Source organism: Pectobacterium actinidiae, from assembly GCF_000803315.1.
Classification (GTDB): Bacteria; Pseudomonadota; Gammaproteobacteria; order Enterobacterales; family Enterobacteriaceae; genus Pectobacterium; species Pectobacterium actinidiae.
The window spans coordinates 3,250,763-3,272,309 of sequence record NZ_JRMH01000001.1 but is presented as its reverse complement, the minus strand read 5'-3'; the positions used below and the strand labels follow the sequence as shown (position 1 = coordinate 3,272,309).

Annotated in this window: 20 protein-coding genes; 16 read left to right on the top strand and 4 right to left on the bottom strand. The window is 53.1% G+C overall.

Annotated features, from left to right (window positions below; translation table 11 throughout):
* Positions 1 to 36: 36 nt before the first annotated feature.
* The 5 genes from hscA to sseB all read left to right on the top strand — a co-directional run bounded on the left by hscA (position 37) and on the right by sseB (position 4,804).
* Positions 37 to 1,887 (top strand): Fe-S protein assembly chaperone HscA, encoded by a 1,851-nt coding sequence (hscA, locus tag KKH3_RS14040; RefSeq protein ID WP_039360698.1) that lies wholly within the window; start codon positions 37 to 39, stop codon positions 1,885 to 1,887.
* 1 nt (position 1,888) lies between these two features.
* Complete coding sequence (gene fdx, locus KKH3_RS14035) at positions 1,889 to 2,224, top strand: ISC system 2Fe-2S type ferredoxin (RefSeq protein WP_039360696.1); 336 nt, start codon at positions 1,889 to 1,891, stop codon at positions 2,222 to 2,224.
* A 21-nt stretch (positions 2,225 to 2,245) separates the two neighbouring features.
* Positions 2,246 to 2,446: a Fe-S cluster assembly protein IscX gene (gene iscX / locus KKH3_RS14030; protein WP_010280073.1), complete on the top strand. Its 201-nt coding sequence runs from the start codon at positions 2,246 to 2,248 to the stop codon at positions 2,444 to 2,446.
* Positions 2,447 to 2,647: 201 nt separating this feature from the next.
* Positions 2,648 to 3,955 (top strand): aminopeptidase PepB, encoded by a 1,308-nt coding sequence (pepB, locus tag KKH3_RS14025; protein ID WP_039360694.1) that lies wholly within the window; start codon positions 2,648 to 2,650, stop codon positions 3,953 to 3,955.
* 54 nt (positions 3,956 to 4,009) lie between these two features.
* Positions 4,010 to 4,804 carry an enhanced serine sensitivity protein SseB gene (gene sseB / locus KKH3_RS14020; protein WP_039360692.1) on the top strand — a complete coding sequence of 265 codons (795 nt, stop codon included), beginning with the start codon at positions 4,010 to 4,012 and terminating at the stop codon, positions 4,802 to 4,804.
* Between the two features lie 375 nt (positions 4,805 to 5,179).
* On the opposite strand, the gene KKH3_RS14015 is transcribed toward sseB, so the two are convergent.
* From KKH3_RS14015 to KKH3_RS14000, 4 genes are all read right to left on the bottom strand, one after another.
* Entirely contained in the window at positions 5,180 to 5,968 is a 789-nt protein-coding gene (locus tag KKH3_RS14015) for a MurR/RpiR family transcriptional regulator (RefSeq protein ID WP_039360691.1), read from the bottom strand.
* A 41-nt stretch (positions 5,969 to 6,009) separates the two neighbouring features.
* Positions 6,010 to 6,879 (bottom strand): 3-mercaptopyruvate sulfurtransferase, encoded by an 870-nt coding sequence (gene sseA, locus KKH3_RS14010; protein WP_039360688.1) that lies wholly within the window; start codon positions 6,877 to 6,879, stop codon positions 6,010 to 6,012.
* Between the two features lie 91 nt (positions 6,880 to 6,970).
* The gene (locus KKH3_RS14005) at positions 6,971 to 8,332 is read right to left on the bottom strand and encodes a 6-phospho-alpha-glucosidase (RefSeq protein WP_039360686.1); all 1,362 of its coding nucleotides are present in this window, start codon (positions 8,330 to 8,332) and stop codon (positions 6,971 to 6,973) included.
* 13 nt (positions 8,333 to 8,345) lie between these two features.
* Positions 8,346 to 9,926 (bottom strand): PTS transporter subunit EIIC, encoded by a 1,581-nt coding sequence (locus KKH3_RS14000; RefSeq protein ID WP_039360683.1) that lies wholly within the window; start codon positions 9,924 to 9,926, stop codon positions 8,346 to 8,348.
* Positions 9,927 to 10,285: 359 nt separating this feature from the next.
* Between KKH3_RS14000 and ndk the strand changes: the two genes are divergently transcribed.
* The 11 genes from ndk (at position 10,286) to KKH3_RS13945 (ending at position 21,547) form a co-directional block, all read left to right on the top strand.
* On the top strand, positions 10,286 to 10,714 hold the full coding sequence (gene ndk / locus KKH3_RS13995; protein ID WP_039360680.1) for a nucleoside-diphosphate kinase: 429 nt from the start codon (positions 10,286 to 10,288) through the stop codon (positions 10,712 to 10,714).
* Positions 10,715 to 10,981: 267 nt separating this feature from the next.
* Positions 10,982 to 12,238 carry a dual-specificity RNA methyltransferase RlmN gene (gene rlmN / locus KKH3_RS13990; RefSeq protein WP_080756546.1) on the top strand — a complete coding sequence of 419 codons (1,257 nt, stop codon included), beginning with the start codon at positions 10,982 to 10,984 and terminating at the stop codon, positions 12,236 to 12,238.
* A 187-nt stretch (positions 12,239 to 12,425) separates the two neighbouring features.
* Positions 12,426 to 13,205, top strand: coding sequence for a type IV pilus biogenesis/stability protein PilW (pilW, locus tag KKH3_RS13985; RefSeq protein ID WP_181939657.1), 780 nt, complete (start codon positions 12,426 to 12,428; stop codon positions 13,203 to 13,205).
* Positions 13,195 to 14,193, top strand: coding sequence for a cytoskeleton protein RodZ (gene rodZ, locus KKH3_RS13980; RefSeq protein WP_039360674.1), 999 nt, complete (start codon positions 13,195 to 13,197; stop codon positions 14,191 to 14,193). The genes pilW and rodZ overlap by 11 nt, the downstream gene beginning before the upstream one ends.
* Before the next feature lie 40 nt (positions 14,194 to 14,233).
* Positions 14,234 to 15,355, top strand: coding sequence for a flavodoxin-dependent (E)-4-hydroxy-3-methylbut-2-enyl-diphosphate synthase (ispG, locus tag KKH3_RS13975; RefSeq protein ID WP_014698959.1), 1,122 nt, complete (start codon positions 14,234 to 14,236; stop codon positions 15,353 to 15,355).
* A gap of 137 nt (positions 15,356 to 15,492) precedes the next feature.
* Positions 15,493 to 16,767 (top strand): histidine--tRNA ligase, encoded by a 1,275-nt coding sequence (gene hisS / locus KKH3_RS13970; protein ID WP_039360672.1) that lies wholly within the window; start codon positions 15,493 to 15,495, stop codon positions 16,765 to 16,767.
* Between the two features lie 13 nt (positions 16,768 to 16,780).
* On the top strand, positions 16,781 to 17,401 hold the full coding sequence (locus KKH3_RS13965) for a YfgM family protein (RefSeq protein ID WP_010302828.1): 621 nt from the start codon (positions 16,781 to 16,783) through the stop codon (positions 17,399 to 17,401).
* Positions 17,402 to 17,411: 10 nt separating this feature from the next.
* Complete coding sequence (gene bamB, locus KKH3_RS13960) at positions 17,412 to 18,593, top strand: outer membrane protein assembly factor BamB (protein WP_010280044.1); 1,182 nt, start codon at positions 17,412 to 17,414, stop codon at positions 18,591 to 18,593.
* A 142-nt stretch (positions 18,594 to 18,735) separates the two neighbouring features.
* Positions 18,736 to 20,223: a ribosome biogenesis GTPase Der gene (gene der, locus KKH3_RS13955; RefSeq protein WP_014916204.1), complete on the top strand. Its 1,488-nt coding sequence runs from the start codon at positions 18,736 to 18,738 to the stop codon at positions 20,221 to 20,223.
* A 92-nt stretch (positions 20,224 to 20,315) separates the two neighbouring features.
* Entirely contained in the window at positions 20,316 to 21,275 is a 960-nt protein-coding gene (locus tag KKH3_RS13950) for an AEC family transporter (RefSeq protein WP_039360669.1), read from the top strand.
* A gap of 47 nt (positions 21,276 to 21,322) precedes the next feature.
* Positions 21,323 to 21,547 (top strand): zinc ribbon domain-containing protein, encoded by a 225-nt coding sequence (locus tag KKH3_RS13945; RefSeq protein ID WP_039362466.1) that lies wholly within the window; start codon positions 21,323 to 21,325, stop codon positions 21,545 to 21,547.

Genomic DNA, 21,547 nt, shown 5'->3' with positions numbered 1-21,547 from the left:
ACGGTTTTTTCGCCAGCCAATTGATGGAAGCTCAATATGGCCTTATTACAAATTAGTGAACCTGGCCTTAGCGCCGCACCTCACCAGCGCCGTCTGGCTGTCGGTATTGATTTAGGCACTACCCATTCTCTTGTTGCTACCGTACGTAGCGGCGAAGCTCAGACGCTAACGGATAGCGACGGACGCGACCTGCTGCCGTCGGTTGTTCACTATCGTCACGATGGGCACAGCGTCGGCTGGCACGCGCGCGACACTGCTGCCCACGATTTGGAAAATACCGTCAGTTCAGTTAAACGCCTGATGGGGCGTTCTCTGGACGATATTCAGCAGCGTTACCCGCATTTACCCTATCGCTTTCATGCCAGCGATAACGGCCTGCCGCTGATTCAGACGTCGGCTGGCAACCTCAATCCTGTACAGGTGTCGGCGGATATTTTGTCCGCGCTAGCTACGCGTGCGGAAGCAGCGTTAGGCGGCGTGCCCGATGGCGTGGTGATTACCGTTCCCGCTTATTTCGATGACGCACAGCGTCAGGGCACCAAAGACGCGGCACGTCTTGCTGGGCTACACGTTTTGCGCCTACTGAACGAACCGACTGCGGCCGCGATTGCCTACGGGCTGGATTCCGGTAAAGAAGGTGTGATTGCCATTTACGATCTGGGCGGCGGTACCTTTGATATTTCCATTCTTCGCCTGAGCCGTGGCGTTTTTGAAGTGCTGGCGACGGGCGGCGATTCTGCATTGGGTGGTGATGATTTCGATCATCTGCTGGCAGAGTGGCTGCGTGAGCAGGCGGGTATTCACGATCGTGACAATCGCCAGTTGGATCATGCTTTTCGCCACGCGGCGGTGAAGGCTAAAGTTTCACTCAGCAGCGCTGAGTCGGTGCGTGTGGATGTCGCGGGTTGGCAGGGCGATATCACCCGTGAACAGCTTGATGCGCTGATTGCTCCGCTGGTGAAACGCACGCTGTTGTCCTGCCGTCGTACGCTGAAAGACGCGGGGCTGACGGCAGAAAACGTGCTGGAAGTCGTGATGGTGGGCGGATCGACGCGTGTTCCACTGGTGCGTGAGCAGGTGGGGACATTTTTTGGCCGCACGCCGCTGACGTCGATCGATCCAGACAAGGTTGTGGCTATCGGTGCGGCGATTCAGGCGGATATTCTGGTGGGCAACAAGCCAGACAGCGAAATGCTGCTGCTGGATGTGATCCCCTTGTCGCTGGGGCTGGAGACGATGGGCGGGCTGGTGGAAAAAATCATTCCGCGCAATACCACGATCCCGGTTGCCCGCGCACAGGAATTTACCACGTTCAAAGACGGCCAGAGCGGCATGATGATCCACGTCTTGCAAGGTGAACGCGAAATGGTGACGGATTGCCGCTCGCTTGCGCGCTTCTCACTGCGCGGTCTGCCGCCGCTACCTGCTGGTGGGGCTCACATTCGTGTGACCTTTCAGGTTGATGCAGATGGCCTGCTGAGCGTCACGGCGATGGAAAAATCAACGGGCGTTGAGGCATCCATTCAGGTTAAACCGTCATACGGTTTGAGCGATACTGAAATTGCCACGATGATCACCGATTCGATGCTGAATGCGAAGGAAGATATCGGCGCGCGTCGTTTGGCAGAGCAGAAAGTGGAAGCGGCACGCGTGCTGGAAAGCTTACAAAGTGCGCTGGTGGCTGACGCAGAATTATTGAGCCATGACGAAAAAGGCGTGATTGTCGCGGCATCCGAACACCTGCATACGATGATGCAGGGAAGCGATCCCGTGGCAATTGAAGCCGCGATTAAAACAGTCGATCAACAAACCCAGGAATTCGCCGCTCGTCGCATGGATGCCTCTATCCGTCGCGCGCTGGCAGGCCATTCTGTGGATGAGGTGTAACATGCCTAAGATAGTATTTTTACCGCATCAGGATCTGTGTCCTGAAGGCGCGGTTTTGGAAGCGGAACGCGGTGAAAGCATTTTGGAAGTCGCCCTGCGTAACGGTATTGACGTTGAGCACGCTTGCGAGAAATCTTGTGCTTGTACCACCTGTCACTGCATCGTGCGCGAAGGCTTTGACTCGCTGGTGGAAAGTACGGAAGACGAAGACGACATGCTGGATAAAGCCTGGGGGCTGGAGCCGGAAAGCCGTCTGGGCTGTCAGGCGCGTATCGCCGGGGACGATCTGGTTGTCGAGATCCCTCGTTATACGATCAACCATGCGCGTGAGCATTGATCCGAAGAGGGAGAAATCACGATGGGATTAAAATGGACAGACAGTCGAGCTATCGGTGAAGCGCTTTACGATCAGTTTCCCGATCTCGATCCGAAAACTGTGCGTTTCACGGACATGCACCAGTGGATCTGCGAGTTAGATGAGTTTGACGATCGGCCGGATGCCTCCAATGAAAAAATTCTGGAAGCGATCCTGCTGGTCTGGTTAGATGAAGCAGAATAGCAACATGACGGGGCGGCCTTGGGTGGCCGTGCCAAAATTCGTAACATTTGCATGTCATGATGCACCGTTTATTTATCTGCAAACCGAGTGTTTATAAGCGAAGCGTTTATAAACACGCATTGATAAGCAGAACGTCTGCAACTATGAACATCACCTGCAAACATGAAAAGTGGCAGGAATACCTATTATCGGAGAAGCACTATGACGAACACTACCATGCTGATTTCACTCTCCACTGAACCTGCTGATGCGCGCTGGGGAGAAAAAGCGACGCTGAGTGTGAATGAGCAGGGTTTTACCATTCATGCAGGAGCGCCACTGAATGGTAAAGCAGCACTGGCAACGATCCAGTGTGCTGCCCGCAAGATCGACGGGCAGGGGATTAAACACGTTAAATTAGCCGGTGAAGGTTGGGATCTGGCAAACAGCTGGGCATTTTGGCAAGGGTATCGCGGGCCGAAAGGGCAAAGAACGGTTGAATGGGCAGAACTGAATGACGCTGACCAGAAAGAATTTAATGACCGACTGAAAATTGTGGACTGGGTACGTGACACCATCAACCTGCCTGCTGAAGATCTGGGGCCAGAGCAGTTGGCGACCCGTGCGGTCGACCTGCTGTGTGATGTCGCGTGTGATGCTATCAGCTACCGCATCACCAAAGGTGAAGACCTGCGTGAGCAAAATTATGCCGGTCTGCACACGGTCGGTCGCGGTTCTGAACGTCAGCCAGTGCTGCTGGCGCTGGACTATAACCCGACGGGTAACCCGGATGCACCGGTATTCGCTTGTCTGGTAGGTAAAGGTATTACGTTTGATACCGGCGGCTATAGCCTGAAACCCAGCGGCTCTATGGATTCCATGAAATCGGACATGGGCGGTGCGGCCACCCTGACGGGCGCACTGGCGCTGGCAGCGGCGCGTGGTTTGCAACAGCGCGTGAAGCTGTACCTGTGCTGTGCGGACAACATGGTGAGCGGCAATGCGTTCCGACTGGGCGACATCATTCGCTACCGCAACGGTAAAACGGTTGAAGTCATGAACACCGACGCGGAAGGGCGTTTGGTACTGGCGGATGGCCTGATTGATGCTTCCGAGCAGAATCCACAGTGGATCATCGACTGTGCAACGTTGACGGGCGCAGCGAAAATGGCGCTGGGTAACGATTACCACGCGCTGTTCAGCTTTGATGATGAGCTGGTGGCGGCATTGCAGGAAAGTGCGAAAGAAGAAAACGAACCGTTCTGGCGTTTGCCGCTGGAAGAGTTCCACCGCAGCCATCTACCGTCCAGCTTTGCCGATCTGAACAATATTGCCAGTGGTGCGCATACTGCGGGTGCCAGCACGGCGGCGGCCTTCCTGTCGCACTTTGTGAAAAATTACCAGCAGGGCTGGCTGCACATCGACTGTTCCGCGACGTACCGTAAAGGCGCGGTGGATCAGTGGGCGACAGGCGCAACGGGACTCGGCGTGCGCACGCTGGCGAATCTCTTGCTGAGCAACGCCAAGTAGTCGATTCAGGCCTTAAAGCGTCGGTTTTTTTAACGTAATCATGTTGAGGAAAGTATGGAGTTTTCGCCACGTAATAAACTGGAAGAAGTGCTGATTCTGGCTGCCACGGAACCTGCACATCGTCCTGAGTTTTTCAGTGAACTGATGGAAGCCACGGTGTTTGTGCTGGGCACTACCGATGACGGGGATGAATCCGGTGAGGTGGTGCTGCATGCGGGCAGTAATGTGAACATTCAGCACTGGGAAAAAGACGATGGCTCATCCGCGATTCCCTTCTTCTCTTCTCTGGAAGCCTTACAGAGCGTGATTACGGAAGAAGCGTCTTTTCTGGCCCTGCCGACGCGTTCACTGTTTGAAATGACACAGGGCGTCACGCTGTTCCTCAATCCTAAACTGCCGTATGGCAAAGAGTTTTTGCCACAGGAAATTGAACATATTCTGTCTGGCGAAGGTAATGGTTTTGTTCAGCAGCGTGTTGTTGAAGAAGATATGCAGGTCATGCTGAGCCAGCCAGCCGAGATGCCAGCACAGATGATCGACTCCCTGACGCAGCTGTTTACCAAGCATCGTCATGTAAAACGGGCGTTTCTGGCGCAGATTCAGGAGCCGGGAGAAGAACAGCCGCATCTATTGATTGGGATTGATGCCGATCAGGATGAAGAAACCATCATCCGTGAAGCAGGCAGCGTCGCCAGCGATACGTTACCGGACGAACGCCCTGTCGATCTGTGTCTGGTGAAAGAAGGCGAACCGGGCATTAGCCACTACATGATTAAGCACACTACGCCGTTTTACGAGCGCAAGTGGGGGAGTTTCCTGAGGGAGTTTAAGGCTACCGGCAACGCCTGATACCCGTCATACTTCAAGCTGCTTGTGCGTTGGCAATACTCGGCTCATCCTTAGCCTCGCCCTGAAGGGCCGCCGCAAGCGGCGTTCAAATCGGCGAGGCCGATTTGTCCTTACTCACCCCAGTCACTTACCTGTGTAAGCTCCTGGGGATTAATGAACCTCATTTTATGAGGTTCACCCTTCGGGCCAGCGCTAGCGCTGTTCAAATCGGTTTTAGACCGATTTGTCGTGCGGTTGCCGCGTTACAAGGCTCATAAATGGGCCTTGCCCTAAAGGGTCAACGCTTTGGCGTTGTTCAAAACGCTAGCGTTTTGTCACGCAACTCGAATTATTTAGGGTATATAGGGTATGTAAATTGATACAAGCAACGGCGGATTACGATTTTTCCGCTGTTGCCTGCAACAGCAGTAAATCGATCAGCATCACCAGATTCGATTCAAATGAGCTAATTTCACCGGCTTCCGCCGCATAGTGAACCGCATCATCGTAGAGCCGGAAGTGCAAATCGGCTAACTCGCCTAACGAGTTCAACGACGCACGGGTAAACGCGATCACCTTCATGCCAATGTTTTTGGCGATGCGCGCCTTATCCAATACCTGCTCGGTTTCCCCACTGCGAGAGATGGCGATAAACACCTGATATTTTGGTGCGTTATTGAGAAAAATACCTCGACTGTCCCCTAACCCAGAAGAGAACGCATCTTTCCCCAGCACCTGAAGTTTCTTCGCCAAATATTCGGCAAACAGATGGGAAAATCCCGCGCCGTACAGAAAGAAGTGGCTTTCTTGTCGCAGGATAGCGCTGAACGCGGCTCTATCCTGATAGCTAATGTAGGCAAACGTGCGCTGATAATTGTCGATAAAATGCTGAAAAGCATCAGGAAGCGACGCGTCATTGGGCGTAACGACGGGAGAGGGAACCAGACGCGGATTATCCGTGAGCAGTGTTTTGCAGTGATAAATGAATTCACTGTAGCCGCTAAAGCCGATTTTCTGGCATAACCGCATGATGGTTGCTGTGGAAACATAGGTCTTCTGCGCCAGCTCCCGCACCGTGATTTTGCCTATCAGCGATGAGTGTTCGGCGATAAAAGCCAGCACGCGGTATTCCGCGCGCGTCAGCACCTGACCGTGCTGCATTAAGGAGGCCAGCCGATTATCCACCCACAGCTCCTGACCAACAGGCAGTAAAATGCCGAGCGGGATTAATCACGCGCAATCGGGACATCATCGCGGCTACCCCAGTCGCTCCATGAACCATCATACAGCGTCACATTTGGGACATTTAACTGCGTTAGCGCCAGCACGACGACAGATGCCGTTACGCCGGAGCCGCAGCTGGCGACGATGGGACGGGTGAAATCCACGCCGTGCTTGTGAAGAATGGTTGCCAGTTCGGCATTGGGTTTTAGCGCACCATGGCTCACTAAATCGGTCCACGGTACGTTCAAACTGTTGGGAATATGGCCGCGATGCAGGCCGGGTCGCGGCTCATCCACCTCAGCATTAAAACGCGGGGCAGGGCGGGCATCGACAATCTGTTCTGATTTATCCCGGCTGATGGAGAGCACGTCGTCGCGGGAGCGAATCGCGCTTTCATCCAACATGGCGTGAAACGTGGTTGGCTTAGGTGCCACATCGCCCTGTTCCAGCGGTAGGTTCTGCGCTGTCCAGCTTGCCAGACCACCGCTCAGGATTGAAAGGGATGTCGCGCCGAAGGTGTGCAGCATCCACCACGCACGCGGCGCGGAGAAGAGGTTGCCTTCATCGTAAATCACCAGATGCTGCTGGTCATCGATCCCCAGCTCACCCATTGCGCGTGCGAAGTCCTCTCGCGTTGGCATCATATGCGGCAAGTCGGTGCTGTGATCGGACAGCGTTTCAATATCAAAAAAAACCGCGCCAGGCAGATGACCGGCGCGGTATTCGGCATGAATATCACGGTTGCTGTTGCCCGGTGGTAGCATACGGGCGTCGATGATCGTAATGCTGTTGTCATTCAGGTGGCTGGCAAGCCAGTCTGCGGAGACAAACCGCTCATGAGAAACGGGCAAATCAGAAGACGATGCTGACATAGCTCCTCCACGCTGGAGCCGACGAATTCGGCTCCGATGTGCAATGATAGATTCATTGTCAGCGATTTTCCCTCATCCGACAAGTCGCAGATTATTGGGCGATGCCGTCTCTATATGCTTGTTTTAATTGCGGCCAGTAATCCTGATTGGCTTCAATCATCTCGTCCAGAATGGCTTTGGCGTGCTGCATGGTTGGCACGGTACGGTTCAGGGTAAATGCCTGCAAGGCCTTCTCGTAGCTGCCTTCCAGCGTGGCTTCAACCAGCAACTGTTCAGATGCCAACTGCTGCTCCAACAAGGCGCGATGGAACTGTGGGACATTTCCCATTCTCACTGGCTCTGGCCCTTGTGCAGTGATATAAGCCGGAACTTCCACCATCGCGTCGTAAGGCAGATTGGCGATAGCACCTTGGTTTTCGACGATGACCAGGTGGCGCTGGCGCAGATCGAACGCCAGCGAACAGGCGACATCAACGATGAACGAACCGTGCACGCCAACGTGGAACGCATCCGACAGAATACCGGTTTCCTTGTAGCTGGCCGCTGCTGCAAACAGCTTCTTCTCACGCCCGTCCATCACTTCATTGGCGCGCGTGTAGTCGGGATCCTGATGCTCAACGATCTGGTTCGGCATCAGGTAGTACTGCAAATACGGATTCGGTACGAATTCCGGGAAATGATCCATGATTGGTTTGATGTTGCGCCAGGTTTTCACCCATGACGGATCGGCGTGTTGCGGATCGGTATCGGCGGCATCGGCGGTCAACAGGCCGTAGCGGGCGATATGCTGGCGCAGTTCTGGCATACGATCCACGCCATCGACCAGCACGCGGGTAAACCAGCCAAAGTGGTTCAGCCCAAAATAGTCTACCGTGATGTCATGACGATCGACGCCTAGCACAGCGGCGATGTTACGCATCGCGGCAACGGGCATATCGCAAATATTCAGCACGCGGGCGTTAGGACGCAGACGGCGTACGCCTTCGGCAACGATCGCAGCAGGGTTAGAGTAATTGACGATCCACGCCTCTTTATGCGCATAGCGCTCAACCAGATCGATCAGCTCAGCCATTGGCAAAATGGTGCGCAGGCCGTAGGCCAGTCCGCCGGGGCCACAGGTTTCCTGCCCAACGACACCGTGACGTAGTGGGATTTTCTCGTCCTGTTCGCGCATCTTGTACTGCCCGACACGCATCTGGGCAAAGACAAAGTTAGCGCCGCTAAACGCGGTTTCCGGGTCGGTTGTGACGGTAAAGACAATGCTGTCACTGTGGTCGCGAATCACCTTTTCCACCACTGGCGCGATGATGTCTTGCCGCTGGCCGTCAATGTCATACAAACGAATCTCTGCCAGCGGGAAATCCGCAAGACGTACCATCAGACTTTTTACGATGCCCGGGGTATAGGTGCTGCCGCCGCCGGCAATCGTCAGAATAAATGGGGATTTCGTCATGGTCAGTCTCCTGTTAAAGCGCGTTTTCAACTGCTTCGCGTATAGTTTTGACGTGAAGTCCGTAAACCACCTGTACGTTGTTACCCTGTCGGATAACGGCTTTCGCACCGGTGTTCTTAAGCTGTTGTTCATCTACCAAAGCGGGGTCGATGAGTGTGACCCGCAGGCGGGTGTAGCAGTTATCCACCACCTCGATATTGGGTTTGCCACCCAACCCGGCGATGATGGTGGCGCCAACAAGCTGAGCATCGCCTTTCACGGCGTCCTGCGTTTTTGCCTGATTCTCTGTCTTGGACTGATATTCGGTTTTGGAATACAGCCGCGTCTCTTCCTCATCGGTTTCACGCCCTGGTGTTGGCATGTCGAAGTACAGAATTAAGAAGCGGAAGACGAAGAAATAAATCACCGACATCGTCAGCCCGACCACGATGTACATCGGCCAGTTGGATTTTTCGATACCCAGCGGCAGGTTATAAAGCAGGAAGTCGATGACGCCGTTAGCGCCAATTGCATGCACGCCCATGATGGAGAACAGCATCATTCCTATGCCAGTCAGCACGGCGTGGACGGCAAACAGCATGGGAGCGACGAACAGGAAGGAAAACTCCAGCGGTTCGGTGACGCCTAGCAAGAAAGAAGTAAAAGCAGCCGGAATCAGGATGGCTTTGGCGGCCAGCCGTTTTTCTGGCTTCGCGGTGACGTACATCGCCAGCGCAGCGGCCGTCAGACCAAACATTTTACTGATACCGCGCGCATCCCAGACCACGGTAGAACTCAGCTGCTTGACGTCCTGACAGGCCATTTCAGCAAAATAGATGTTACGTGCGCCCTGATACAGCTTGCCGCACACCTCTGCGGTTCCGCCCAGTTCGGTGTACAGGAATGGGGTATAGACCAGATGATGGAGCCCGGTGGGGATCAACACGCGTTCCAGAAAGCCATAAATCGCGATGCCAACAGGACCTGCACCTTTAATAGCGAAGGCCAGCCAGGTAATACCCTGTTGAGCAAACGGCCACAGCGCGCTCATCGCAAAGCCTAGCGCAATTGCTAGCGGAATCACCAGAATAGCGACGAAGCAGTGGCCGGAATAGATCGCCATCACGCCGTTAAACTGTTTACTGGAATAGCGGTTATACAGATAGCCTGCGAATCCGCCGATCAAGATACCGGCGAAAACGCCCATCTCCAGCACCTGAACGCCCAGCACCATGCCTTGCCCGGCGGAGCGCATTTCTGCGGCAGGCACGAGTTTGCCCTGCAATTGCAGCGTGATATTCATGGCGTTAATAAAGATGATAAACATCACCAGACCGATCAGCGCAGCGTAGCCCTTATCGCGTTTCGCCAGTCCGATCGGGATCCCGACGGCGAACACCAGCGCCAAATTAGCCAGAATCGCTACGGCAGATTTGGAAACCAGTTGACCAAAATCCTGAATTAAGGGGTGATTAAGTAAAGGGATATAGCCCGCTAAATTGCCGTTACCGAACACATTCCCGAATGCGATGAATAGCCCGACAATCGGGAGTATCAGCACCGGCCCATACAGGGACTTGCCGAAATTTTGCAATGCATTGACCGCTCTTTTCATTATCAGCCCTCTTACTGGCCATTATGGTGGGTACAACAGCAAGGCTAGCAGTGAACGATAAGGGAATTCTAGTTATCTTATTGTTTTAAAAACAAATAACCTATAACGTTACAAGTAACCTTCAGAACTGTGATCGCGGATGATTTGTTACATTTCGCGCAAGGCCTGTGGGGGACGAAAAAGTGCGTGGCGTAATCGTTAATGAAGAAGGAATAAGAGGTAACATTTTTTTAATAAAATGTTATTTCCTTGGTAGGCAACAAAGGTCTCTGCACCTATAATTTGCGCCACTTTCACTAGCCGGGTATACAATTCTTATAATCCGGCTGCAATCTGACAGTTTAGTTAATGAGGTCAATATGACGATAGAACGTACCTTCTCCATCGTAAAACCTAACGCGGTTGCCAAGAATGCCATTGGTTCGATTTACGCACGCTTTGAAAGCGCAGGTTTTACCATTGTTGCGGCTAAAATGCTGCGTCTGAGCCGTGAGCAAGCGGAAGGTTTCTACGCTGAACATAAAGGCAAGCCGTTCTTTGATGGCCTGGTCGAATTCATGATGTCTGGCCCAATCATGGTGCAGGTGCTGGAAGGTGAAAACGCCGTTCAACGTAACCGTGACATCATGGGTGCCACGAACCCGGCAAATGCACTGGCGGGGACGCTGCGTGCTGATTACGCAGACAGCTTCACGGCGAACGCGGTACATGGTTCTGATTCTATCGAATCTGCTCAGCGTGAAATCGCCTATTTCTTCAGCGATGACGAAATTTGCCCTCGCGCGTAAATGAAATAAAGGTTACGCACGATAAATTTTTTTGTGCGTGATAACAGGTCAGCCTGTGATGTTGCTTCCTTATTGTTGCGTTAGTGCGCGACACCGAAGTAATGACACAGAAAAAAAGCGGTGATGGTAGCTTACCTGTTTTAAACTTTGTACAATGCTGCGCCCCGGATGAGCCTGCACTTGTCCGGGGCGTTTCTTTGGTGATTACCATCGAATTCAACCTTCTTTTTAGTGCCATAACGTGTAATAACGAGGCCAGGATTGACAATGTCTAAGCAAATCGCGTCTGAAACCGTCGTGTCTGAAACGACGGCATCTAACATTACCGCATCTAACACTACCGTATCCGAGCAAACCGTGTCTGAATTCTCCCCGGCGTCCGCTGATGCCTCTCAATCCGTCAAAGCCAGTGCGGAAAAAATCAATCTGTTGGATCTTAACCGCCAGCAAATGCGTGACCTCTTCATATCGATGGGAGAGAAACCGTTCCGCGCCGACCAGGTTATGAAGTGGATTTATCACTACTGCTGTGATGACTTCAACCAGATGACGGATATTAACAAAGTCTTCCGCAGCAAATTGCAGGAGATCGCTGAAATTCGCGCCCCTGAAGTGGTGGACGAACAGCGCTCGTCCGACGGCACCATCAAGTGGGCGATTCTGGTGGGTGGTCAACGGGTTGAAACGGTTTATATTCCAGAAGAAGATCGCGCCACGCTATGTGTCTCGTCTCAGGTAGGTTGTGCGCTGGAGTGTAAATTCTGCTCAACGGCGCAGCAGGGCTTTAACCGCAACCTGCGCGTATCGGAAATTATCGGCCAGGTGTGGCGTGCGGCGAAGATCATCGGTGCGTTTAAAGTCACCGGTCAGCGCCCGATCACCAACGTTGTGATGATGGGCATGGGCGAACCCTTGCTGAACCTGACTAACGTGGTGCCAGCGATGGAAATTATGCTGGATGACTTCGGCTTTGGTTTGTCCAAGCGTCGCGTGACGCTGTCCACGTCAGGTGTGGTGCCTGCGTTGGATAAATTGGGCGATATGATCGATGTCGCGCTGGCGATTTCACTGCATGCGCCAACCGACGACATCCGCAACGAAATCATGCCGATCAACAAAAAGTACAATATCGAAACGTTCCTGAGCGCGGTACGCCGCTATCTGGAGAAGTCAAATGCGAATCAGGGACGTGTTACCGTTGAGTATGTGATGTTGGATCATATCAATGACGGCACCGAGCACGCACATCAACTGGCGGCATGCCTGAAAGATACACCGTGCAAGATCAACTTGATTCCGTGGAACCCGTTCCCAGGCGCGCCGTATGGCCGCAGTTCAAACAGCCGCGTTGACCGTTTCTCCAAGGTACTGATGGAATATGGCTTCACGACGATCGTACGTAAAACCCGTGGTGATGATATTGATGCTGCCTGCGGTCAGCTGGCGGGTGAAGTCGTAGACAGAACCAAACGTACGCTGAAGAAGAAAATGGCCGGTGAACCTATCACGGTGAAAGCGGTCTGATAGCAAATGGCCGCGGGTTAACGTAAGCGCTAACCCGACGTCGTCTGCTGAGCTAATTTGCAGAGCAATAGTAAGCAAATTGCGAGGCGCGCCGCGTTGTTGTTAGCTCTTGCTGCCACCCTGTTCATATTCAGGTAACTTCGCAGTCAAGGATGGCTGGCTAGGACGACAAGGCGAGGGAACAGGGATGACAAAGCCACTATTGCAGGGAATGTCTTTATCACAGGGAATGAACTGGCTGAGTAGCTTGTTCGCAGTGCTGTTGCTGGTGGGGTGTGTGCATTCGCCTCAGGAGACGACAAATCCAGCGGTTGCCCAAACCCGCTTGCAGTTAGGGTTGACCTATCTGGCACACAATAATCTGGATTCGGCTCGGCAGAATCTTGAGAAGGCGGTAGCAATGGCTCCGCAGGATTATCGAACACAGTTGGGAATGGCGCTTTACGAGCAGCGGATAGGTGAAAACCGTCTGGCTGAACAGCGTTATCAGCATGTGTTGAACATGGCGCCGGAAAATGGCAGCGTCATGAATAATTACGGTGCGTTTCTGTGTAGTTTAGGGCAGTATGTAGCGGCTCAGCGACAGTTTAGTGCGGCTGCACAACTTCCTGATTACAGTCAGGTTGCTGATGCGTTGGAAAATGCGGGATACTGCTTTTTCAACGCCGGACAGACTGAAGACGCGCGCAATTTATTAAGTCGGGCACTGAAGTATGACCCGACGAAAGGCAGTGCCTTGCTGGCGGAAGCGAACAAACAGTTTGCTGCCGGGAAAAATGAGCAAGCGCGGCTGCTGCTTGATGTTTATCAGCATACTCTTCCGGCCAGTGCCGAAAGCTTATGGTTACAGATTCGTTTCGCCGCGTTAGCGGGCCATGATGGCGATAAAGAACGTTATGGCAACGTGCTGGCGCGAAGTTTTCCACAATCTAAACAGTACCAGCATTTCTTAGCTAATGAATACTGAAGCCACCCAAGATACAACAGAAGCAAAACTACCCGGTGAACGTCTGCGTGAGGCGCGTGAACGCCTTGGGCTGACTCAGCAAACTATTGCTGAGCGTTTGTGCCTTAAAATTACCACCGTTCGCGATATTGAAGACGGTACGACTCCAGCCGATTTAGCGCCGACTTTTCTGCGCGGCTATATCCGTTCTTATGCCAAACTGGTTCATTTACCCGAAGATGAACTGCTTCCTGCCGTGGATAAACAGGCTATCCCTAAAACGATCTCTGTTTCGCCGATGCAGAGTTTTTCGCTGAAAAAAAGTCGCAAAAAGCGTGATGGCTGGTTGATGACCATCACCTGGCTGGTCGTGCTGGTTGTTCTGGGGCTAACGGGCGCATGGTGGTGGCAAAACCATCAGGCTCAGCAGGCGGAAATCAACAGCATGGTTGATCACGCTAGCTCGGTACAGGCACAAACGGAAGGGCAGTCCGTTCCGCTAATGGACAACAGCACCGCGCAGGAAACGGCAGTACCGGATTCTGCTACGGCACCGGCTTCGACGCCAGTCGACCTTTCTGCCACTGCATCGGAGAGACCTTCAACGCCTTCTTCTGCTTCTACACCGTCTGCTGCACCGTCCAGCCAATCCCCTTCGCAGGCGAACGCCACACAGCCACAAGCTGCGGGCAATGTTTTGTTGGGGGCTGGGGCTGTCGCACCTGCTGCGGGTACGGTAGCGGAAACCAATCCAGCCTCTGCGGCTCATGCATTGGTAATGACCTTCACGGCTGATTGCTGGTTAGAAGTCACGGATGCCAGCGGTAAGAAACTGTTCAGCGGCATGCAGCGCAATGGTGGCACACTGAATCTGGATGGTCAGGCACCCTATAAGCTTAAAATTGGTGCGCCTGCTGCGGTACAGATTCAATTTCAAGGTAAGCCAGTCGATTTAAGCCGATTCGTGCGCAGCAGTCAGGTTGCACGCTTGACGTTGACGGCCGAATAACATGTTGTTCAAGTAAGACTGCAATGTTGGAGATGAAGTAATGCATAACGCTGCACCCATAACCCGTCGAAAATCAACACGGATTTACGTCGGCAAGGTGCCTGTTGGTGATGGCGCGCCGATTGCGGTGCAATCCATGACCAACACTCGAACCACCGACGTTGAAGCCACCGTCAACCAAATTAAAGCGCTAGAGCGTGTTGGCGTCGACATTGTCCGCGTCTCCGTACCAACAATGGATGCGGCAGAAGCTTTTAAGCTTATCAAACAGCAGGTGAATGTCCCGCTCGTCGCCGACATTCATTTTGACTACCGTATTGCGCTGAAAGTCGCAGAATACGGCGTCGACTGTCTGCGCATTAACCCCGGTAATATTGGTAACGAAGAGCGCATTCGCTCGGTTGTTGACTGTGCGCGTTACAATAATATCCCGATCCGCATTGGTGTTAACGGCGGCTCGTTGGAAAAAGATTTGCAGGAAAAATACGGTGAGCCAACGCCGGAAGCGCTGCTCGAATCGGCAATGCGCCACGTCGATATCCTCGACCGCCTGAACTTCGATCAGTTTAAAGTCAGCGTCAAAGCTTCGGATGTTTTTCTCGCGGTGCAATCCTATCGTCTGCTGGCTGCGCGTATCGATCAACCGTTGCACCTTGGTATCACCGAAGCAGGTGGTGCACGAAGCGGTGCGGTGAAATCGGCTATCGGCCTCGGCCTGCTGCTGTCTGAAGGTATTGGCGACACGCTGCGCATCTCGCTGGCAGCCGATCCGGTTGAAGAAGTGAAAGTTGGCTTCGATATCCTGAAGTCACTGCGCATTCGTGCGCGCGGGATCAACTTCATTGCTTGCCCGACCTGCTCTCGCCAGGAATTTGACGTAATCGGTACGGTTAACGCACTGGAACAACGGCTGGAAGATCTTATCACGCCGATGGATGTCTCGATTATTGGCTGCGTGGTGAATGGCCCCGGTGAAGCGCTGGTGTCGACCATTGGTGTCACCGGTGGACACAATAAGAGTGGCTTCTATGAAGACGGCGTGCGGCAGAGAGAGCGCTTCGATAACGAACAGATGATCGATCAGCTAGAAGCCAAGATCCGCGCAAAAGCCTCCATGATGGACGAAAATCAGCGTATTACCGTCAATCTGGTCGATAAATAACCTTGTCGGTGTGACGGTCTGCCGTCACCCGCCTAATTCACGATTCCTGAACCCGATGGGGAGGCCCCGCATTGAAGATGCGACGCCAATCCCTCTATAATCGGGTTTATTTTTTGAAAAACGCATAGAGAACTGACGTGGCAAAAAATATTCAAGCCATCCGTGGCATGAACGATTACCTGCCAGCCGAAACGGCATTGTGGCAGCGTATTGAAAACAGCCTGAAACAGGTGCTTAGCGGCTACGGCTATAATGAAATCCGTTTGCCGATTGTCGAGCAAACACCGCTGTTTAAGCGTGCTATCGGTGAAGTGACCGATGTCGTCGAAAAAGAGATGTATACCTTTGACGATCGCAATGGCGATAGCCTGACTCTTCGCCCGGAAGGGACGGCAGGCTGTGTCCGCGCCGGTATTGAGCACGGTATTCTCTATAATCAGGAACAGCGACTGTGGTATGTCGGCCCGATGTTCCGCTACGAGCGTCCGCAGAAAGGGCGCTATCGCCAGTTTCATCAGTTGGGCTGTGAAGTGTTTGGTCTGCAAGGGCCGGATATTGATGCTGAACTGATCCTGATGACGGCTCGCTGGTGGCGTGTGCTGGGCATCGCCGATCATGTGAAGCTGGAACTGAACTCGATTGGTTCGTTAGACGCGCGTGCGCGCTATCGCGAAGCGCTAGTGGCGTTCCTCGAACAGCATAAAGATCAGCTGGATGAAGACTGCCTACGCCGGATGTATACCAATCCGCTGCGCGTTCTGGATACGAAAAATCCGCAGATTCAGGTGTTGCTGAATGACGCACCGGTGCTGACGGACTATCTCGATGACGAATCGCGAGCACACTTTGAAGCGCTGGGTGAACTTTTAACGCAGTCCGGTATCCCATATACCGTTAATCCACGTCTGGTTCGCGGTTTGGATTACTATAACCGCACCGTATTTGAGTGGGTGACGACCAGTCTGGGCGCGCAGGGCACGGTCTGTGCCGGTGGGCGTTATGATGGTATGGTGGAACAACTTGGCGGGCACGCGACGCCAGCGGTTGGTTTTGCGATGGGGCTGGAGCGTTTGGTTCTGCTGGTGCAGTCTGTCAATCCAGATTTCAAAGCACAGCCAGGTGTGGATGCTTATCTGATTTCTTCCGGCGCAGGAACGCAGGCTGCTGCGATGCAGCTAGCGGAGAAATTACGTGATGCGCTGCCGCAGTTGAAACTGATGACCAACTACGGCGGTGGCAACTTTAAGAAACAATTCGCTCGCGCTGATAAATGGGGCGCACGCGTCGCATTGGTATTAGGCGAAAATGAAGTGGCGGCCGGTCAGGTTGTGGTTAAAAACCTGAGCAATGGCGAACAGGATACATTGGCACAGGCCGACGTCGCATCGCGGCTGGCAACGTTACTGGATTGAGGAGAGAGACACCGTGGAAGTCTATACCACAGAGAATGAACAGGTTGATGCACTACGTCGTTTCCTCGCGGAGAACGGAAAGGCGTTAGTTGTCGGTGTTGTGCTGGGCGTCGGCGCACTGGTTGGCTGGCGTTTCTGGCAAAGCCACCAAAATGACAGCGTGATGGCGGCATCTGCATCTTATCAGCAGGTGACGGAGCAATTGGCCGAAGGCAAAGCCGATGCGATTACGGCAACCGAAAAATTTACGGCCGAGAATAAGAATACTTATGGTGCGCTGGCGTCTCTGGAACTGGCTCGTCATTATGTTGATCAGAAAGATTTTGCTAAAGCAGCACAGCAGTTGGTGCAGGCGCAGTCTCAGACTAAAGATGCCGACCTGCTGGCCGTGGTGAATCTGCGTTTGGCGCGGGTTCAGTTGCAAGAAAACAAAGCGGATGACGCGCTGAAAACGTTGGATGCCATCAAGCTCGAAGGTTGGGCGTCACAGGCTGCGGAAGTGCGTGGCGATATCTTGGTGAGCAAAGGGGATAATCAGGCTGCGCGTGATGCCTACAACAAAGGGTTGTCTTCCAATCCATCGCAGGCACAGCAAGCGTTACTGCGTATGAAACTGAATAACCTGTCCAGCTAAGAGGAATTCCATGCAATTGCGTAAAACACTTTTGGTAGGACTGGTTTCTGTTGCCCTGCTGAGCGGATGCTCGCTGTTTAATAGCGAAGAAGATGTTGTCACTATGTCTCCACTGCCGCAGGTGGAAAACCAGTTCACGCCAACCAAGGTGTGGAACAGCTCGGTTGGGAGTGGTATTGGCGAGTTTTATTCCAATCTTCACCCCGCATGGCAGGATAACCGCGTTTTTGCTGCCGATCGTCGCGGCACCGTAAAAGCGATGGATCTGAGTGACGGTAAAGAGATTTGGCGTGCCGATCTGTCAGAGAAGACCAATTTCTTCTCCCGCAATAATCCGGCGCTGCTGTCTGGTGGCGTAACGGTTTCTGGTAACCATGTCTATGTCGGCAGCGAAAGGGCGCAGGTTTATGCGCTGAATGCAGAAGATGGTACGCCGGTATGGCAGACCAAAGTGGCTGGCGAAGCGTTGTCTCGCCCTGTCGTCAGCGACGGTGTGGTACTGATTCACACCAGTAATGGCATGTTGCAGGCATTGAATGAAGCGGATGGCGCAATCAAGTGGAGCGTCAATCTGGATATGCCTACGCTGTCTCTGCGCGGCGAATCTGCCCCGACAACCGCATTTGGTGCGGCGATTGTGGGGGGGGATAACGGTCGTGTGAACGCCGTAATGATCAATCAGGGTCAGCTCATCTGGCAACAGCGTATTTCACAGCCGAGTGGTGCCACCGAAATCGATCGTCTGAACGATGTCGACACGACACCGGTTGTTGCGGGCGAAGTGGTTTACGCGCTGGGTTACAATGGCAACATGACTGCGCTAGATCTGCGTTCTGGTCAGGTGTTGTGGAAGCGTGAACTGGGTTCCGTGCATGATTTCATCATCGACGGCGACCGTATCTATCTGGTCGATCAGGACGATCGCGTTGTTGCATTGAACACCAATGGCGGCGTGAGTCTGTGGCGTCAAAGCGATCTGCTGCACCGTAACTTAACGGCTCCGGCGCTGTATAATGGCTATTTGGTTGTCGGCGATACCGAAGGGTATCTGCACTGGCTGAATACGGCGGATGGCCGCTTCGTGGCGCAGCAAAAAGTGGATAGCTCGGGCTTCCTGAGCAAGCCTGTGGTTGCCAGCGACAAGCTGCTGATTCAGGCGAAAAACGGTGATGTCTACGCGTTCACTCGCTAAGTAACCGTATTGATTTGGAGCACCGCGCTTTTGGGTGTGCTCGTATAACGGCTCCTGACACTATCAGGGGCCGTTTCGTCTTTTTATCGTCAGCGAGTATTTCGCTGTAACGTATTGAAATATAAGTAATGAGGTTGTAACAATGATACCTGTCGTCGCGCTGGTCGGGCGCCCGAATGTGGGGAAATCCACGCTATTTAACCGCTTAACGCGCACTCGTGATGCATTAGTGGCGGATTTCCCTGGGCTGACTCGTGACCGCAAGTATGGTCGTGCAGAAGTGGAAGGGCATGAATTTATTATCGTTGATACCGGTGGCATCGACGGCACGGAAGACGGCGTGGAAACGCGCATGGCGGGCCAATCGCTGGTCGCGATCGAAGAAGCGGATATCGTGCTGTTCATGGTGGATGCCCGTGCGGGGTTGATGCCTGCGGATGAAGGCATTGCCAAGCATTTGCGTAGCCGCGAAAAGACGACCGTGCTGGTCGCTAACAAAACCGATGGCCTTGACCCGGATATGGTCACGGCGGATTTCTACTCGCTCGGAATGGGCGAAGTGTACGCGATCGCGGCGTCTCATGGCCGTGGCGTAACGTCGCTGCTGGAAACGGTTCTGCTGCCGTTTGTGCAGGATGAAATAGAAGAACCGGTCGAGCTAACCGAAGAAGAAGAGAACGCGGCTTACTGGGCAGCGTTAGAAGCGGAAGAGCAGGCCAGTGAAGAAGAAGCAGAAGACGATTTCAACCCCGAAGATTTGCCGATTAAACTGGCGATTGTTGGGCGTCCGAATGTGGGTAAGTCCACGCTGACTAACCGTATTCTGGGTGAAGAGCGCGTGGTGGTGTTCGACATGCCTGGCACGACGCGTGATAGTATCTACATCCCGATGGTGCGTGATGAACGTGAATACGTTCTGATTGATACCGCCGGTGTACGTAAACGCGGCAAAGTGACGGAAACGGTGGAAAAATTCTCCGTCATCAAGACGTTGCAGGCGATTGAGGATGCCAACGTAGTGCTGCTGGTTATCGACGCGCGTGAAGGTATTTCCGATCAAGATCTCTCGCTGTTGGGCTTTATCCTCAATAGTGGGCGCTCACTGGTGATTGTGGTGAACAAGTGGGATGGTCTGTCGCAGGAAGTGCGTGAACAGGTGAAAGAGACGCTGGATCTGCGCCTCGGCTTTATCGATTTTGCCCGTATTCACTTTATTTCTGCGCTACACGGTAGCGGTGTAGGTAACCTGTTTGAGTCGGTAACCGAAGCCTATTCGTGCGCCACTCGTCGCGTCAGTACGGCGATGTTGACCCGTATCATGCAAATGGCATCAGACGATCACCAGCCGCCGCTGGTGCGAGGCCGCCGCGTGAAGCTGAAATATGCGCACGCCGGTGGTTATAACCCGCCGATTGTGGTGATCCACGGGAATCAGGTGAAAGACCTGCCGGATTCCTACAAGCGCTACCTGATGAACTACTACCGTCGTTCGCTGGAAGTGATGGGTACGCCAATTCGTATTCAGTTTAAAGAAGGGGAAAACCCCTTTGCAGACAAGCGAAATACGCTGACGCCAAACCAGCTACGCAAGCGTAAGCGATTGATGTCGCATCTTAAAAAAAGTAAGTGATGTATTAATGGGGTGAATAGCGATATTCGCCCCGTTTTGTCTCTGACAAAACGAACCGTAGTTAACAAAACAAATAGCAATCAAGGAAAGTCATGTCCTGGGAAACCTGGAGTTTTGCATTTAACGTTACGATGCCTAATGTACTGATGTTGTTGCTTGGTATCGCGTTACGCAAACTCAATCTGCTTAATGATGCGTTTTGTGATACCGCCATGCGCGTTGTATTCAATCTTTCTCTTCCCTGTCTGCTGTTTTTTAGCGTTGCAGGTAACCACCAATCTTTCGCAAGCCAGTGGCCGCTGGTGGTTTATGGGACGATAGGAACATTAGCGACATTTCTGTTACTGGAAATTGCGGCGGTACGTGTAGTTAAAGACCCAAAAGAACGTGGCATTTTTGTGCAAGGTGGGTTCCGTTCTAATACGGGCGTGATGGGATTGGCTTTTGCGATGAGTGCTTATGGTGATGAAGGTGTCGCTATCGGTTCTCTGTATCTGATGGTGACGGTGATTATGTTCAACGCGCTGTCAGTTATTACGTTAACACGCAGTTTGCAGCGGGAATCCCCTGAACAGAAGATCCCTGTCAGTCAACTGTTGCGCGGCATTGTAACGAACCCACTGATTATTGGCCTGCTTCTTGGTGCTGCATATGGGCAGAGTCAGCTGCCAATGCCGAGTGTGATTAAACAAACGGGTGGCTTTATTTCCTCAATGGCGCTGCCTTTGGCGCTGTTATGTGCAGGTGCGAGTCTGGAATGGCGTAGTATGTTTCGTTCATCCAATGTTGCCGTGCTGTCCTCCCTTGCGAAAATACTCGTTGTGCCAGGATTACTCACGTTGGGTGGGTGGCTGGTCGGTTTTCGCGGTGTTGAACTGGGGATTATTTTTCTGTTTTCCTCAACGCCGACCGCAGCTGGCAGCTATGCGATGACGCGAGCGATGGGCGGAAACGCGACGCTGGCGGCCAATATTATTGGGCTGACGACGGTTGGTGCGTTTTTCATGATTGCCATTGGGCTGTACGTGCTGCGTTCGCTTGATGTGATTTAATGTCTGATGACGTTGGTTCGTTATTGATAACAGAAACGGGGGAAAAGATGGATGCGCTTTGTCCTGATTGTCACCAGGCGATGATGTGGCAGCCTGGCGGTTCGTTCCTGTGCGAGGGATGCCGGCAGCATTATTTACGTGAGGCTACGTGTCCTGAATGTAAGCACTTGCTTCAGGAACTGAAAGCCTGCGGTGCGGTGGATTATTTCTGCCAGCAGCACGGGATGATTTCCAAACGGCGAGTCGTGTTCAGCTACGCACCGGTCGAGTAA